The 14,475-nt window shown below is 64.9% G+C and carries 13 protein-coding genes and 1 pseudogene; 2 read left to right on the top strand and 12 right to left on the bottom strand.

Features of this window, described 5'->3' with window-relative positions; genetic code table 11:
* Positions 1-58: 58 nt before the first annotated feature.
* From alr to rsfS, 7 genes are all read right to left on the bottom strand, one after another.
* The gene (alr, locus tag M727_RS0111765) at positions 59-1,210 is read right to left on the bottom strand and encodes an alanine racemase (protein ID WP_027152852.1); all 1,152 of its coding nucleotides are present in this window, start codon (positions 1,208-1,210) and stop codon (positions 59-61) included.
* 89 nt (positions 1,211-1,299) lie between these two features.
* Complete coding sequence (locus M727_RS0111760; protein ID WP_027152851.1) at positions 1,300-1,821, bottom strand: RNA pyrophosphohydrolase; 522 nt, start codon at positions 1,819-1,821, stop codon at positions 1,300-1,302.
* 3 nt (positions 1,822-1,824) lie between these two features.
* Positions 1,825-3,027 (bottom strand): divergent polysaccharide deacetylase family protein, encoded by a 1,203-nt coding sequence (locus M727_RS0111755; RefSeq protein ID WP_027152850.1) that lies wholly within the window; start codon positions 3,025-3,027, stop codon positions 1,825-1,827.
* 130 nt (positions 3,028-3,157) lie between these two features.
* Positions 3,158-4,483, bottom strand: a complete 1,326-nt coding sequence (locus M727_RS0111750; RefSeq protein ID WP_027152849.1) for a S41 family peptidase — start codon at positions 4,481-4,483, stop codon at positions 3,158-3,160.
* A 1-nt stretch (position 4,484) separates the two neighbouring features.
* A complete protein-coding gene (locus tag M727_RS0111745) occupies positions 4,485-5,906 on the bottom strand; it encodes a murein hydrolase activator EnvC (protein ID WP_027152848.1) in 1,422 nt (473 codons plus the stop codon).
* A gap of 147 nt (positions 5,907-6,053) precedes the next feature.
* On the bottom strand, positions 6,054-6,536 hold the full coding sequence (gene rlmH, locus M727_RS0111740; RefSeq protein ID WP_027152847.1) for a 23S rRNA (pseudouridine(1915)-N(3))-methyltransferase RlmH: 483 nt from the start codon (positions 6,534-6,536) through the stop codon (positions 6,054-6,056).
* Positions 6,537-6,617: 81 nt separating this feature from the next.
* Positions 6,618-6,995, bottom strand: coding sequence for a ribosome silencing factor (gene rsfS, locus M727_RS0111735; RefSeq protein WP_023800052.1), 378 nt, complete (start codon positions 6,993-6,995; stop codon positions 6,618-6,620).
* Positions 6,996-7,235: 240 nt separating this feature from the next.
* Between rsfS and M727_RS0111730 the strand changes: the two genes are divergently transcribed.
* Both M727_RS0111730 and M727_RS39890 read left to right on the top strand, forming a co-directional pair.
* Complete coding sequence (locus M727_RS0111730; RefSeq protein ID WP_027152846.1) at positions 7,236-8,093, top strand: mechanosensitive ion channel family protein; 858 nt, start codon at positions 7,236-7,238, stop codon at positions 8,091-8,093.
* Between the two features lie 7 nt (positions 8,094-8,100).
* Positions 8,101-8,328 (top strand): annotated as a pseudogene (locus tag M727_RS39890) (sigma factor-like helix-turn-helix DNA-binding protein); the annotation flags it as partial.
* A gap of 167 nt (positions 8,329-8,495) precedes the next feature.
* On the opposite strand, the gene M727_RS0111720 reads toward M727_RS39890, so the two are convergent.
* The 5 genes from M727_RS0111720 to obgE all read right to left on the bottom strand — a co-directional run bounded on the left by M727_RS0111720 (position 8,496) and on the right by obgE (position 14,405).
* Entirely contained in the window at positions 8,496-9,794 is a 1,299-nt protein-coding gene (locus M727_RS0111720) for an MFS transporter (protein ID WP_027152844.1), read from the bottom strand.
* A 257-nt stretch (positions 9,795-10,051) separates the two neighbouring features.
* Positions 10,052-10,639: a nicotinate-nucleotide adenylyltransferase gene (locus M727_RS0111715; RefSeq protein ID WP_027152843.1), complete on the bottom strand. Its 588-nt coding sequence runs from the start codon at positions 10,637-10,639 to the stop codon at positions 10,052-10,054.
* Between the two features lie 248 nt (positions 10,640-10,887).
* Positions 10,888-12,174, bottom strand: coding sequence for a glutamate-5-semialdehyde dehydrogenase (locus tag M727_RS0111710; protein ID WP_027152842.1), 1,287 nt, complete (start codon positions 12,172-12,174; stop codon positions 10,888-10,890).
* Positions 12,175-12,177: 3 nt separating this feature from the next.
* Positions 12,178-13,374: a glutamate 5-kinase gene (proB, locus tag M727_RS0111705; RefSeq protein ID WP_027152841.1), complete on the bottom strand. Its 1,197-nt coding sequence runs from the start codon at positions 13,372-13,374 to the stop codon at positions 12,178-12,180.
* Positions 13,375-13,376: 2 nt separating this feature from the next.
* Positions 13,377-14,405 (bottom strand): GTPase ObgE, encoded by a 1,029-nt coding sequence (obgE, locus tag M727_RS0111700; RefSeq protein WP_027152840.1) that lies wholly within the window; start codon positions 14,403-14,405, stop codon positions 13,377-13,379.
* Between the last annotated feature and the right edge of the window lie 70 nt (positions 14,406-14,475).

The raw sequence follows: 14,475 nt of genomic DNA, 5'->3' as shown, positions 1-14,475 counted from the left end.
GCCCAAAAGTACGCAGGAGGTTTTGGGACGACGACACATGCCTAAAAAAGCCCGCGCGCTATCCATTCAAATAGCGCCGGTGAAAGCGGTGTCCGAGGCTGGTCAGGATTTCATAGCCGATGGTGCCGGCGTGGCCGGCCGCCTGGTCGACCGTCTGCGACGGGCCGATCAGTTCGACGAGGTCGCCCGCCTTCAGCCTGCTGGGCGGCAGGGCCGAAATGTCAAGGACGATCGAATCCATCGACACACGGCCCAGGAACGGCAAGCGCACATTTTCGAACCAGGCGGCCGAGGCCGCACGTCGATGCCAGCCGTCGGCATAGCCAAGCGAGATCGTTGCGGCGATCAGCGAATCGGTGACGTGAAAAATATGGCCATAGCCGACACCGGCTCCCCTCTCGAGGCTGCGCGTCTGGATAATTTTTGCTTGAAGCCGCACCACCGGCAGCATCGGATTTTCCTGCGCTGGCGTCGGATTGATGCCGTAGAGCGCCGCACCGGGCCGGGCAAGGTCGTAGTGAAAGGACTGCCCAAGAAAGATGCCGGAGGAATTTGCGAGCGAGGCCGGCGCCTTTGGCAGCATCCTTCGCAGCCGCTCGAATTCCAGCCGCTGCTGCTCGTTGGCCGGATGTTCGGGCTCGTCGGCGCGAGCGAGATGGCTCATCGCCAAGGTGACGTCAATACCGTCGAAAGCCTGCGGATCGGCAGCGACGGCCTCCACCTCGGCTGCCGCCATGCCGAGCCGCGACATGCCGCTGTCGACCTGGATTGCAGCCTTGAGCTTGCGGCCGGCCCGCTGCGCCGCCGCGCGCCAGGCGGCGAGCTGGCCAGCGCTGTTGATGACCACGCCCAGTCCCGCTGCGACGGCTTCGCTTTCGGCGCCCGGCTGAATGCCGTTCAGCATATAGATCGCCGCCCGTGCGCCGAGCGCCTGGCGCAGCGAGGCACCCTCGGCCAGATGCGCGACGAAAAAAACAGCGCAGCCTTCGGCCGCCAGCGCCGCGGCCACTTGCGGCCCGCCGAGCCCGTAGCCGTCGGCCTTGACGACACCGGCGCAGCCGACACCGCCCAACCGCGCCTTGAGCCGCCGGTAATTTTCGCGGATGGCGCTGAGATCGACGGTCAATATGGCGCCGGCCGCCGCTTCGCTGATCGGCGCGGCTTTGACGGCGACCCTTTCAGAAAGAGATTTTTTGGAAGTGCCGTTCATGCCAATCCCGTCTGCAGCGGATTGGCCAGCAATAAGGCCACCGCGCCGACGCGGCAACCGTGGTCGGCGCGAGCGCGGCTTGCGCCAAGCTACGCAACCAGGTGCCGGAATGCCGCAACCACATCCTCATAGACCTGACGCTTGAACGGCACGATCAGGTCGGGCAATTCCTCCATTGGCCGCCAAGCCCATCTGTCGAACTCGGCGGTGTGGCCGCCCGGCGGCGGATTGATCTCAATCTCGCTCAAATCGCCGTGAAAGCGGAAGGCGAACCATTTTTGCGTCTGGCCGCGATACTTTCCCTTGAAGGCGACGCCGACCAGATGGGCCGGCAGGTCGTAAAATATCCAGTTCGGCGCCTCATCCAGCAACGAGACGCTGCGCATGCCGGTTTCTTCGTAGAGTTCCCGCTGTGCCGCCTGCAGCGGCTCTTCGCCCTTGTCGATGCCGCCCTGCGGCATCTGCCAGAGCTGCGTCGTGCCGTCGAATTCGCTGTCCGGCTCAGCAATGCGATGCCCGACCCAGACCAGCCCGTCTCCGTTGAGGACCATCGCTCCGACGCAGCGACGATAGGGCAGCGTTTCGGGGTCGACCGGTTTTTTCTTCGCCATTGCTCAACCTTTTTCCGGATCCACCGCCACTGCCGAAATCGGCACGATCTCGATGCCGCGCTTCTTGGCCTCGATCACCCAGGACGACACGGTATCGACCGTCAGGTCGAAGGCCGAGCCGATGCCGACGGCAAAGCCTTTCGCCCGCGCGGTGGCTTCCAGTTCGTCCAGCTTCTTCAATATGGCGCCGCGATCCCGCACGGCGTCGATCGACGTGTCGCCGGCGGCGAACGGCACACCGTTCTTCAACGCCAGTTCGGGCGCCAGGCTGCGTGCCGACGAACCGTCGTCGACGTAGGCCAGGCCGCGCCTGCCAAGCTCGGCCATCAGTGGCCCCATCGCCGCCGCATCGGCCGAAAAACGCGCGCCCATATAGTTCATGACGCCGGTGTAATTGGTCGTCCGCGACAGCGCCCAGCGCAAATTCTCCAAATTCTCGTCCGGTGTCGCCACGACCGTCAGCGTGTTGCGGCCGGGATTGACATTCGGATAATCGAACGGTTCGAGCGGCACCTGCATGACGATCTCATGGCCGCTCTGCCGCGCCGCCTGCATCCAGCGGCCGATGCTGTTGCCCTGCGGCGCGAAGCCCAGCGTCACTTCGGCCGGCAGCTTGGCGATGGCCGCCTGCGTGCCGGTCTGTGACACGGCAAGCCCGCCGATGACGATCGCCACGCGCGCACCGCGCGCACCGGACCACGGTCGCGCATAGACATCGAATGGCCGCCTGCCGTCGGCAGCACGAACCGGCAATGGACCGGTTTCGCCGGACTCGACCAGTGCCCTGTCGGGAATATGCGCGATCCTCAGGTTCTGGCCGGTCGTCGAAGGGTCGTGGATGACGATGGCCCCGGGCGGACCGTCGCCCGCTTCGGTCTGCATGTGAATGATCTGCGGCCCGCCCGTCTTCGATCCGCCCGTCTTCGATCGGCTTGTCTTGGGTGCCGCTTGCGCCTGCGGCAGCGGCGCCGGCTCAGTGACCGGCGCTGCGGGTTCGACCACGGCTGTCGCCTTCGGCGTCGAAACGGCGACTTCTTCCGGCTTTCGAAACGGCCTTTCACGCAGCGCAATCGCGCCGGAAACGCCGATCACGGCCAGCACCACGACAGTGGCCGCGACCACGCCAGCGCTGATCCTGCGGGCCGCGCGCGGCGGCCGGACGGCCTGCCCGAGTGGGCGTTCGATGTCACTACTGATGTCAGCCAAGCCGCATCCCCAGCCGCGGTCCCCGAATCAAACTGCCGAGGCCTTGCGGCCCCGGCAGCATTACATCGCTTCGATCAGGCAGCCAGACCTGTTGTCCGGCTGATCGACTTTTACTGGTTCAGCACGGCCCCTACTGGTTCAGCACAGCCTTGTCCGGATTCGGCGGGAACGCCGGATCGGTCTTCTCGCCGCGCAGCAACTGCTGGGCGAAGATGAGCTGCAGATCGTCCTTCGGCTCCGGCGGCACATAGGCTGCCGAGCCTGAACCGGCATCGCCCTCCTCGCTGCCCTTGATGTGGCCCTTCAGGTCCGACTCGCCGCGCGTCAGGTCCCTGCCCTGCAGGTCCGGCGGCAACGGCTGGTCGACCTTGATGTCGGGCGTGATGCCCTTGCCCTGGATCGACTTGCCGGACGGCGTGTAATAGAGCGCCGTTGTCAGGCGCAGCGCGCCGTTCTCGCCGAGCGGGACGATGGTCTGCACCGAACCCTTGCCGAACGACTGCGTGCCGACGACCGTGGCGCGGCGCAAATCCTGCAGCGCGCCGGCGACGATTTCGGACGCACTGGCCGAGCCGCCATTGACGAGCACGACCAGCGGCTTGCCGTCGATATCGTCGCCCGGCCGCGCGTCGAAGCGGGTGACGTCCTTCGGATCGCGGCCGCGCGTCGAGACGATCTCGCCACGGTTGAGGAAGGCGTCGGACACGCTCACCGCCTGATCGAGCAACCCGCCCGGATTGAGGCGCAGATCGAGCACGTAGCCCTTGAGCTTTTCGTTCGGCACCTGCTTCTCGATGGTTTCGATGGCGTTCTCGAGATCATCATGGGTCTTTTCGGTGAAGGAGGTGATTTTGATGTAGCCGATGTCGTTCTCGACCCGGAACTTGACCGCCTTGACCTTGATGATGTCGCGCACCACCGTCAGCTCGATCGGCTTGTCGGCGCCCTGGCGCAGGATGGTGAGCTTGATCGGCGTGTTGACCAGCCCGCGCATCTTCTCGACCGCATCGTTGAGGCTCAGGCCGCGAACCTCCTCGCCGTCGATCTTGGCAATATAGTCACCGGCAAGCACGCCCGCCTTGGCAGCCGGCGTATCGTCAATCGGCGTGATCACCTTGACCAGGTCGTTCTCCATGGTGACCTCGATGCCGAGGCCGCCGAACTCGCCCTTGGTCTGCACGCGCATGTCCTGCGCCTCTTCGGCGTTCATATAGGAGGAGTGCGGGTCGAGCGAGGTAAGCATGCCGTTGATGGCGTTTTCGACCAGCGACTTGTCGTCGGGCGGCGTCACATATTGCGCCCGCACCCGCTCGAAAATATCACCGAAGATCGCCAGTTGCTTATAGGTCTCGGAGCCCGCAGCGTTCGCCGTCGAGCCGGGCGCGCCATAGACCAGGCTCATCGCGGATGCGCCCATCAGCGCACCGGCAAACAGAAGCGACAGTTTCCGCATCATCTCACGTCCTTCCAGACAAACGGTCCGCCCACCATGGGGTCGGATCGACGGGTTTTCCATCCTTGCGGAACTCAACATAGAGTTCCGGCGTGGCATTTCCATTCTTCGATGCCGAGGTGCTCGCCACCCGGGCCTCTCCCATCGCGCCGACCGGCTCTCCTGCGAGCACCGACTGGCCAGACGCGACGCTGATTCTGCTCATCCCCGCGAGAACGACATGATAGCCGTCACCTGCGTTCAGGATCAAGAGTTGACCATAAGAGCGAAAAGGTCCCGCATAAAGTACATTTCCGTCCGCCGGCGCGGTGACGATGGCTCCCGATTGTGTCGCAACCATGTCACCAAGCATCACTGCGCCGTTATCGTCGCTGGTCCCGAACCGCCGCTTGATCTTGCCGGTGACCGGCAACGCGATCTGCCCCTGAAGCGCCGAAAACGGCGCAGCGGCGGTGAGCCGGTTGGCTTCCGGCACCGGCAGGGCCGCCAGTTCCGTCTGTTCCGGGGCCTTCTGTGCCGGAGCCGTCTGCGCCGGAACCCCCAGTGCCGGGACCTTGTCGGCACCCGCTGCCTTCTGCTCCGCGGCTTTCTGTTCGGCGGCTTTCTGTTCGGCGGCCGTCTGCTCGGCTGCCTTCGCCGCGTCCGCAGCCTTGCGGGCCTTGTCGGCCTCGAGCGAGGCGATCAGTTCCTTCAGGCTGCCGGCCTTGGCCGCCAGTGCTGCGGATCGCTGCTTTTCCGCCGCCAGGGCCGTTTGCGTCTCGGCCTCGAGCTTCTGCTTGGCTTCGAGCAGCATGCCGAGCCGCTTCTTTTCCGCCGTCTGCTCGGCGACTGCCGCCGTCAGCCGCGCCCGCTCCGCCTCGATCGAGGCTGTCACCCGTGACTGCTCCTTGAGTTCCGCCAGCAATATCTCGGTCTGCTGGCGCAGTTCCGGCACTACGGCGCCGAGCAGGATGGCGCTGCGCACCGACGACAGCGCGTCCTCCGGCTTGACCAGGATGGCCGGCGGCGGATTGAGCCCCATGCGCTGCAGCGCGGCCAGCACCTCGGCCAGAACGTCGCGTCTGGCAGCCAGTGAGGCACGGATTTTCTGCTCGTCGCCCTTCAGCCCTTCCAGCTTGGCACCGATGTCCTCGATGTCCTGGCCGAGCTTCTGCTCGGTCATCGCCGACTGGATCAGCGCCGCGGTGATCGAGGCATGGTCCTTCTTGACCGTCGCCATGTCGGCGGCGAGCTTGGCCAGCCGCTCCGACGACAGCGTGATCTCCTGCGATATCCGTTCGTATTCGGCGCGGCTCTGGTCCGGGTCAGGCGCCATGTCGAGCCTGCTCTGCGCCCGCGCGGCACCGAGCGACAGCACAAGCACCGCCGCTGCCAAGCCGCAGCCTGCGCGCCAAAAGCCCGTTCGCGATTTCCAACCTTCAGCCATTGAAGCCCGACTCTATACGTGGCTTCGTTCACGAACAATCAACCATGTTCGAGAGCCTGCCGACCGCAAAACAGCCTCGTGACGCATTGAGGCGAAAATCCGGGCGGCGGACGCCAATCCACCGGTTTCGGTTGAACCTGCAACGGCTCACGAGCGATGATAGGGATGGCCGGACAGAATTGTGGCCGCCCGGTAAAGCTGCTCGCCCAACATGACACGGACCAGTTGGTGCGGCCATGTCAGTGCGCCGAACGACACCATCAGGTCGGCCTGATCGCGCAGCGACTGGTCATGACCGTCGGCGCCGCCGATGGCGATGACCAGCGCCTTGCGGCCGCTATCACGCAGCAGGCCGATGCGCCCGGCGAAATCCTCGGAGGAAAAACTCTTGCCGCGTTCGTCGAGCAGCATCAGCGCGGCACCAGGCTGCAACTGCGCCTGCAGTTTCTGGCCCTCTTCGCGGCGACGCTCGTTGGCGGTCTGGGCGCGGCCCTCAGGGATCTCGACGACCCCTGAGAATTCGAGCCCCACGGCCGGTCCGCTCTTGGCGAAGCGCTCGAAATACCGGTCGGCGAGCAGCTTCTCGGGGCCGGCTTTCATCCGGCCCACGGCATGAACGGTAATTTTCATCCCTGCCTCGAAGAGCCGCTAATGCATGTCACCAAAGTGGTCACCGGTTTTGGGACACGACATGCATCAATCAAATGCGGCTCAGTGGAGGGTCTCTTCCTCGAGGTCCGGCGCCTGCCACATCTTTTCAAGATTGTAGAAGTCGCGGACTTCGGGGCGGAAGACATGGACGATGATGTCGCCCGAATCGATCAGGACCCAGTCGGCACCGGCCAGTCCCTCGACGCGCGCCGTGCCGAGCCCGGCATCCTTGAGCGCCTTGAGGAGATGATCGGCGACAGCCGAGACATGACGGTGCGATCGGCCGGACGCGATGACCATATAGTCACCGAGGCTCGATTTTCCCTGAATGTCGATTGAGACGATGTTTTCGGCCTTGGAGTCTTCCAGACTGGCAAGGACTGTCTTGATGGCGCGGGACACGGCGTCGTTTACGCTGATCCCGGCCGGCGAAGGCACGATGTCGGCCTTCTTCCAAAGTGCTGTTCTCAGTGTATTTCCTTTCGCAGCAAGAACAACCAAATCACCCTTCAAAGCAGGTGACACCCCTTAGATAGGCAGAGTTGCGTTGCAGTTTCAAGACGGCAGCCCTGCCGTAGCCAACGAAGAACCGTTCTTCCGGTTCCGCAGTTGAAGAAAAATCGGAACTCTTGCCGCCCGGCGAGGGTTATCGGCGCATTGACCAACCGGATCCCCCTCATGCCTGTCGACCCTCAGAACGCTCTCCTCACCGTGCAGTCCGGCCTTGCGCAGCTCAGCGCTCTGATCGTCTCGTACTCGTTCTCGGCCATCGGCGCCGTCATCCTGCTGGTCCTCGGCTATATTGTCGCCGGCCTTGCCCAGCGCTCGATCTACGCCGGCCTCGGCCATATCCATGGCTTCGACACGACGCTGCGCCACTTCTTCTCGCGGATCGTCCGCTACGCCATACTGATCCTCGTCGTCCTCATGGTGCTCGGCCAGTTCGGCGTCCAGACGACCTCGATCATTGCCGCCATTGGCGCCATCGGCCTGGCCATCGGCCTGGCGCTGCAGGGCACGCTGCAGAACATTGCCGCCGGCATCATGCTGCTGGCGCTGCGACCATTCCGCATCGGCGAATATGTCGAGGTCGGGGTCATTTCCGGGACCATCGAGGAAATAGGACTGTTCGCCACCACGCTGAGAACGGTCGAGGGCGTTTACGTGCTCGCTCCCAATTCGACGCTGTGGAACCAGCCCGTCCGCAATTTTACACGCAACGGCGTCCGCCGCGCCGATATCACGCTGACCATCGGCTCGTGGAACGACATCGATCTCGCTCAAAAGACCATGCTGGGCGTCGCCGCCGACGAGCGACGCGTCAGGCGGGAGCCGGCGCCGATTGCCTTTGTGGCGACCGTCGGCGACAGCAACATCGCGATCACCTTGCGCTACTGGACCTCGGCTGCGGATTTCTTCGCGACCCAGATCGATCTCACCAAACGCGCCAAGCAGGCCTTCGACAGCGAAGGCATTTCTATACCCGCGCCACCACCGGAAGCACCGCGGCAAGAAGCCTCGGCCACAAGGCAATAGCCGGAACGAGCGCGCGGCTTTTCTGCTGCACGATGTGTTCGGGCTGGAGTTTGGGGAGGTCGCAGCCGCTATCCAGCGCGACCCCGCGGCTTGTCGCCAGCTCGCTGCCCGTGCGCGCAGCCACGTGCGCGAGGCGCGCCCTCGCTTCCGGGTGGAAAAACAACATGGCCTTGAGCTTGCCGAAGCTTTTTATGCCGCCTCGCGCAGCGGCAATATGAAGGCGCTTGGTGCGATGCAAGATCGCGGCGATCTATGTAGTGCGGAACCCTGACTAGCTCAGGCATCGGCACTAATGCATGTCGCGCAAAGCGCGCAGCGGTTTTGCGATAACGACATGCATAAAAAGGACCTAAGGCGCGATGCGCTTTAGAGCCTCGACCTGTATCCGATTGAGTGCGGACTTTAATAGTCGGAGCGACCGCGCTGTTCCTCCGGCGCGAAGGCCAGCTCCACCGGCAGCGGCGCTTGCGCGCTCATCGGCGCGAAATTGCCGGTCTCGGTGGCGGGAACAGGCGACATCGCCACCACACGCCACAGCACGAACAGGCAAAAAACGGTGGCAATGACGACGGCCACATGGATGAAGGCCTGCGTTCCATAGACAGCGGAAAGCCCGGTCACGATGCCGGGCACGATGAAGCCGGACAGCGACCACGCGAACAGCAGCGAACTGGACAGCGCCACCATGTCGTCCTTGCCGGCGCGGTCTGCGGCATGTGCGCTGGCCAGCGAATAGATCGATTCCGACGCGCCGGCCCAGACCACATAGATGACGACCAGCGCCGCCAGCGCACCACCATCGAAGCCCAGCGCGAACAGGCCCGCCACCATGGCAAGCGCCGAAGCGGCGACCAGCACAAAGCGCCGGTCGGTGCGGTCGGAAATCCATCCGAGCGGGATCTGCAGGATCAATGTGCCGATCGGCATCGCCGACAGCAGCAGTGCCACATCGGCCTGGCTGTAGCCCTTGGCCGTGGCATGGATCGGCGCAAATCCTGAAATCGTCATCGACAGGCCGCCGACGGCAAGCATGCCGGCGACGCCGACCGGCGAAATCCGCCAGGCCCGGCCAAGCGCCACCGACGCCGCCTGCGGCGGCGGCGGCTGGGCGAGCCGCGTCAACCCGACGGGGAGGATCGACAGCGCGGTGAAGGCGATGCCGACCAGCGGCGCGTCCGCGGCCCTTATGTCGATCAGCGCCAGTGTGGAGTAGCCGACACCGAGCCCGGCGACATAGGCGACGTAGAAGAAGGCCATGACCCTGCCGCGTATGGTGTTGGCGATGACGTCGTTCAGCCAGCTCTGCGCAACGATGAACAGGCCGCATATGGCAAAGCCGTAGAGCGCGCGTGCCGCGATCCACGACAGCGGGTGCGGCCCGGCCCCGACGGCGGCGTTCGACAGCACGATCAGCGCCGACAGCACCATGAATGCGCGCGCATGGCCGACGCGCCGTACCAGCGGACCGGTCAGGATGCAGCCTGCCAGGCCGCCGGCCGAGAGGCCGGTGACGATCAGCCCAGCCCAGGTCGGATCGAAGCCCTCGGCGCCGAGCCGGACCGGGATATAGGCGAACATCAGTCCGTTGCCGACCGCTACCAGCGCCATCGACAGGACGACGCTGGCGATGGCGATCGCCGGGGCCGGCGGGCTGCCCTGCGCCGGGTCGCGTCTGGTCTGGTTTCGCTCGAGAATCGCCATGTCCGCGCAGGATCGCTCACGGACCGGGGAAAGGCAGCCGCAAATGCGACATCAGCGGTCTTCCCTTCTCCCCCTTGTGGGAGAAGGTGGATCGGCGCGTAGCGCCGAGACGGATGAGGGGTGCTGGAAGAAAATCAGGCGTAAAAAGATCAAAGAATTTCAAGTGCTTAGGTCTTCAAGGTAGCGATCCTTCCAGCACCCCTCATCCGACCGAGCTTCGCTCGGCCACCTTCTCCCACAAGGGGAGAAGGAGATTCTCACCCCTGCGCCATCTTGCGGATCGCGGTCGACGACAGCGACGAGCGCGGGCCGTGAATGAAGGTCCAGGCCGGCGCCTTCATGCGGGCGAGCCGCGGCGCGTCGCCCTCGTCGACACGCGCGTAGTCGAAGGTCTTGGCGACAACCGACGACAGGAACGACAGCGTCGCGCCAGGGCGATCGATCACCGCGATCGGAAACGTCATCACGATCTGGCGCCAGCGCTGCCAGCGATGAAAATCGCGCAGCGAATCGGCGCCCATGATCCAGACGAAGTCGACGCCCGGGTTGCGCGCCTTGACCAGGGCCAGCGTGTCGGCGGTGAAGCGGACATAATGGCTCGCCTCGAAGGCGGTGACCTTGACCTTCGGGTTCCGGGCAATCTGCTCGGACAGGCGCAGCCGCTCGGCCAGCGGCGCCAGTTCCCGCGCGCTCTTGAGCGGATTGCCCGGCGTCACCATCCACCACAACTGATCAAGCGCCAGGCGCCTGAGCGCGATCTCGGCGACCAGTGCATGGCCGGCATGGGCAGGGTTGAACGAGCCGCCGAATAGTCCGACGGCCAAGCCCTTTTCGGCATGCGGCATGTTGAGGTAGCGAGAGGGGACGGGTTGTTCGGAAGGGGATAGCATGCGTCAGGCGCCCCCCTCTGCCCTGCCGGGCATCTCCCCCTCAAGGGGGGAGATTGGCGGCTTCATCCCTGGCGCCCTTACTGCGACGCCGGAGGTTGGCGAAAGTCTATGCGACATCCGATCTCCCCCCTTGCGGGGGAGATGTCCGGCAGGACAGAGGGGGGTGGCTGGGCGCAAACTTCAAGCCCTGGTAGCGAATAAGCTCAAGGCCTCACCTGTCCCGTCCCGCGCACGCGGTACTTGAACGAGGTCAGTTGCTCGACGCCGACCGGGCCGCGCGCATGCATCTTGCCGGTGGCGATGCCGATCTCGGCACCCATGCCGAATTCGCCGCCATCGGCGAATTGCGTCGAGGCATTGTGCAGAAGGATCGCCGAATCGATCTCGTTGAAGAACCGTTCGACGGCGTCCGCATCCTCGGCGACGATCGCCTCGGTGTGGTGCGAGGAAAAAGTCTCGATGTGCTCGATGGCGCCGGCAACGCCATCGACCAGTTTTACCGCGATGATGGCATCGAGATATTCGCTCACCCAGTCGGCGTCGGTCGCAGGCTGGGCGTCGGCAAACACTTTCAGCACCTCGGCATCGGCGTGGATTTCGCACCCTGCCGCGCGCAACGCCCCGAGGATCGGCATCAGATGGGTGGCGGCAACAGCGCGGTCGACCAGCAGCGTCTCGGCCGCGCCGCAGACGCCGGTGCGCCGCATCTTGGCGTTGACCGCGATCCTGGCCGCCATGTCGAGATCAGCCGAGCGGTCGATGTAGAGATGGCAGATGCCTTCGAGATGCGCGAAGACCGGCACCCGCGCCTCGTTCTGGACGCGTTCGACCAGGTTCTTGCCGCCGCGCGGAATGATGACGTCGATATTGCCGGAAAGTCCTTTCAGCATCTCGCCGACGGCGGCGCGGTCGGCGGTCGGCACCAGCTGGATGGCATCCTGCGGCAGCTTCGCCGCTTTCAGCCCTTCGACCAGGCAGGCATGGATCGCCGCCGAGGAGTTGAGCGAATCCGAGCCGCCGCGCAGGATCACCGGATTGCCGGCCTTGAGGCACAGCGCGCCGGCATCGGCCGTCACGTTCGGCCGGCTTTCGTAGATGACGCCGACAACGCCGAGCGGCGTGCGCACGCGCTCGATATGCAGGCCGTTCGGCCGGTCCCATGCGGCAATGACATCGCCGACCGGATCGCGCAGCCCGGCGATTTCACTGATGCCGTCGGCCATGGCACGGATGCGGCCGGGATCAAGCTTCAGCCGGTCCATGAAAGAAGCCGAAAGCCCCGACTGCTCGCCATTTTCGATGTCGATGGTGTTGGCGTCGAGAATATCCTGCTCGTGGCGAAGGATCGCCTGCGCCATACCGATCAACGCGGCGTGCTTGCGCTCGGCTGTGGCGACGGCCAGCGGTCGGGCGGCGGCGCGGGCGCGGCGGCCGATATCGGCCATCAGCGCCACCGTATCGTCCCGGGATTTTTCATGCAGCTTCAGCATGGCTCATCCTCCGCTATGCACCTCGTCACCGACCACTTGGTCGGCGGCCTGTACTTGGTCGCCGGTCCGTACTTGGTCACTGGAATGGCTCACCACAAGGTCGTCGCGGTGGATCATCGCCGATCGCGCTTCATAGCCGAGCACCGTTTCGATCTCGGCTGTTTTCAAGCCAGCGATCCTTACGGCATCGGCGGCATCGTAGGCAACCAGTCCGCGCGCGATCTCGCGGCCTTCGGGCGACAGGATCGCCACCGTGTCGCCGCGCGAGAAATTGCCGCTGACCAGCTTGACGCCGGCCGGCAGCAGCGATTTGCCCGACAGCAGCGCGCCGATGGCGCCGGCATCGACTGTCAGCCGGCCTGCCGGTTCGAGCTGCCCGGCGATCCATGTCTTGTAGCCCTTGACCGGATTGGCGCTCGGCCGGAAGAACGTCGCCCGCTCGCCACGCTCGATCGCCAGCAGCGGCGACAGCCGTGTGCCTGATGTGATGATCATGGCGGTGCCGGCGGCGGTGGCGATCTTGCCGGCGTCGAGCTTGGTGCGCATGCCGCCGCGTGAAAGCTCCGAAGCAGCCGCACCCGCCATCGCCTCGATGTCAGGCGTGATGCGGTCCACGACAGCAACGAACCTGGCATGCTGGTCGCGCGCCGGCGGCGCCGTGTAGAGCCCGTCAATGTCGGAGAGCAGCACCAAAAGATCCGCGCCCATCATCGTCGCCACGCGCGCCGCCAGCCGGTCATTGTCGCCATAGCGGATTTCGGAGGTCGCAACCGTGTCGTTCTCGTTGATGACCGGCACCGCCTTCATCTTGAGCAGCGTCGAGATCGTCGCGCGCGCATTGAGATAGCGGCGGCGCTCTTCGGTATCGCCGAGCGTCAGCAGGATCTGGCCCGATTTCAGGCCGCCCTTGCCGAGCGCATCCGACCACGCGCCGGCCAGCGCAATCTGCCCGACGGCCGCCGCCGCTTGGCTTTCCTCGAGCTTCAGCGCCCGCTTGCCGAGGCCCAAAATGGTGCGGCCAAGCGCGATGGCGCCGGACGACACGACGAGGATCTCGGCGCCATTCTCGGCCAGCACTGAAATGTCGTCGGCAAGCGAGGCCAGCCAGTCGCGCTTCAGGCCCGCCGTGCGGTCGACAAGCAGCGCCGAGCCGATCTTGACGGTGATGCGCCGGTATTTTTTCAGCGACTGCGCGGCCATCGCTATCTCCAGCGCGTCTCGACCGGAGCGGCGACAGCTTCGCGCGCCTCGGCGACGACCGTCATCAGTGCGCGCAGAACTGCCTCGACGCCTTCGCCGGTGACCGCGGACAAAAGCATCGGCGCGCGGCCGGCGGCGCGCTTCAACGAAGCGACCTTGTTCTTGCGCGCCTCGGCATCGAGCGTGTCGACCTGGGAAAGTGCCACGATCTCGACCTTTTCGACCAGTCCATGGCCATAGGCGTCGAGTTCGGCGCGCACGGTCTTGTAGGCCTTCCCCGGATTTTCTTCCTGCGCCGAGACGAGATGCAGGAGGACCCGCGTGCGTTCGACATGTCCGAGGAATCGGTCGCCGATGCCGACGCCTTCATGCGCGCCTTCGATCAGGCCGGGAACGTCGGCGATGACGAACTCGCGCCCGTCGATGCGGGCCACACCGAGACCCGGATGCAGCGTGGTGAAGGGATAATCGGCGATCTTCGGCTTGGCTGCGGTGACGGCGGCGAGGAAAGTCGACTTGCCGGCATTGGGCAGGCCGACCAGGCCGGCATCGGCGATCAGTTTGAGCCGGAGCCAGATGTTGAGCTCTTCACCCGGCTGACCCGGATTGGCGCGGCGCGGCGCCTGGTTGGTCGAGGTCTTGAAATGCTGGTTGCCAAAGCCGCCATTGCCGCCCTTGGCCAGCAGGAAGCGTTGGCCGACGACGGTCAGGTCGCAGATCAGCGTCTCGTTGTCCTCGGCAAAGATCTGCGTTCCCGCCGGCACTTTCAGCGTCACGTCGGCGCCCTTGGCGCCGGTCATGTTGCGACCCATGCCGTGCGTGCCGGTCTTGGCCTTGAAATGCTGCTGGTAGCGATAATCGATCAGCGTGTTCAGCCCATCGACCGCCTCCACCCAGACGTCGCCGCCGCGGCCGCCGTCGCCGCCGTCGGGACCGCCGAATTCGATGAACTTTTCGCGCCGGAACGACACCGATCCGGCGCCACCATCGCCGGAGCGGACATAGACCTTGGCTTGATCGAGAAATTTCATCGTATTGCTGAGTTTCTGCTAACGGCCTTGCGGCATTGCTCTAACGTTTGGCACTGCTCTAAACCAAGGC

The organism is Mesorhizobium sp. WSM2561 (assembly GCF_000513915.1).
GTDB lineage: Bacteria > Pseudomonadota > Alphaproteobacteria > Rhizobiales > Rhizobiaceae > Mesorhizobium > Mesorhizobium muleiense.
This window is presented reverse-complemented; position numbering and strand designations above follow the sequence as displayed.

Excerpts from the sequence above, each read along its gene's own strand:
- obgE (WP_027152840.1), bottom strand. The coding sequence starts at position 14,405 with ATGAAATTTCTCGATCAAGCCAAGGTCTATGTCCGCTCCGGCGATGGT.
- M727_RS0111715 (WP_027152843.1), bottom strand. The coding sequence starts at position 10,639 with ATGCCGCATGCCGAAAAGGGCTTGGCCGTCGGACTATTCGGCGGCTCG.
- proB (WP_027152841.1), bottom strand. The coding sequence starts at position 13,374 with ATGGCCGCGCAGTCGCTGAAAAAATACCGGCGCATCACCGTCAAGATC.
- alr (WP_027152852.1), bottom strand. The coding sequence starts at position 1,210 with ATGAACGGCACTTCCAAAAAATCTCTTTCTGAAAGGGTCGCCGTCAAA.
- rlmH (WP_027152847.1), bottom strand. The coding sequence starts at position 6,536 with ATGAAAATTACCGTTCATGCCGTGGGCCGGATGAAAGCCGGCCCCGAG.
- M727_RS0111730 (WP_027152846.1), top strand. The coding sequence starts at position 7,236 with ATGCCTGTCGACCCTCAGAACGCTCTCCTCACCGTGCAGTCCGGCCTT.
- M727_RS0111720 (WP_027152844.1), bottom strand. The coding sequence starts at position 9,794 with ATGGCGATTCTCGAGCGAAACCAGACCAGACGCGACCCGGCGCAGGGC.
- M727_RS0111750 (WP_027152849.1), bottom strand. The coding sequence starts at position 4,483 with ATGATGCGGAAACTGTCGCTTCTGTTTGCCGGTGCGCTGATGGGCGCA.
- M727_RS0111760 (WP_027152851.1), bottom strand. The coding sequence starts at position 1,821 with ATGGCGAAGAAAAAACCGGTCGACCCCGAAACGCTGCCCTATCGTCGC.
- M727_RS0111710 (WP_027152842.1), bottom strand. The coding sequence starts at position 12,174 with ATGCTGAAGCTGCATGAAAAATCCCGGGACGATACGGTGGCGCTGATG.
- M727_RS0111745 (WP_027152848.1), bottom strand. The coding sequence starts at position 5,906 with ATGGCTGAAGGTTGGAAATCGCGAACGGGCTTTTGGCGCGCAGGCTGC.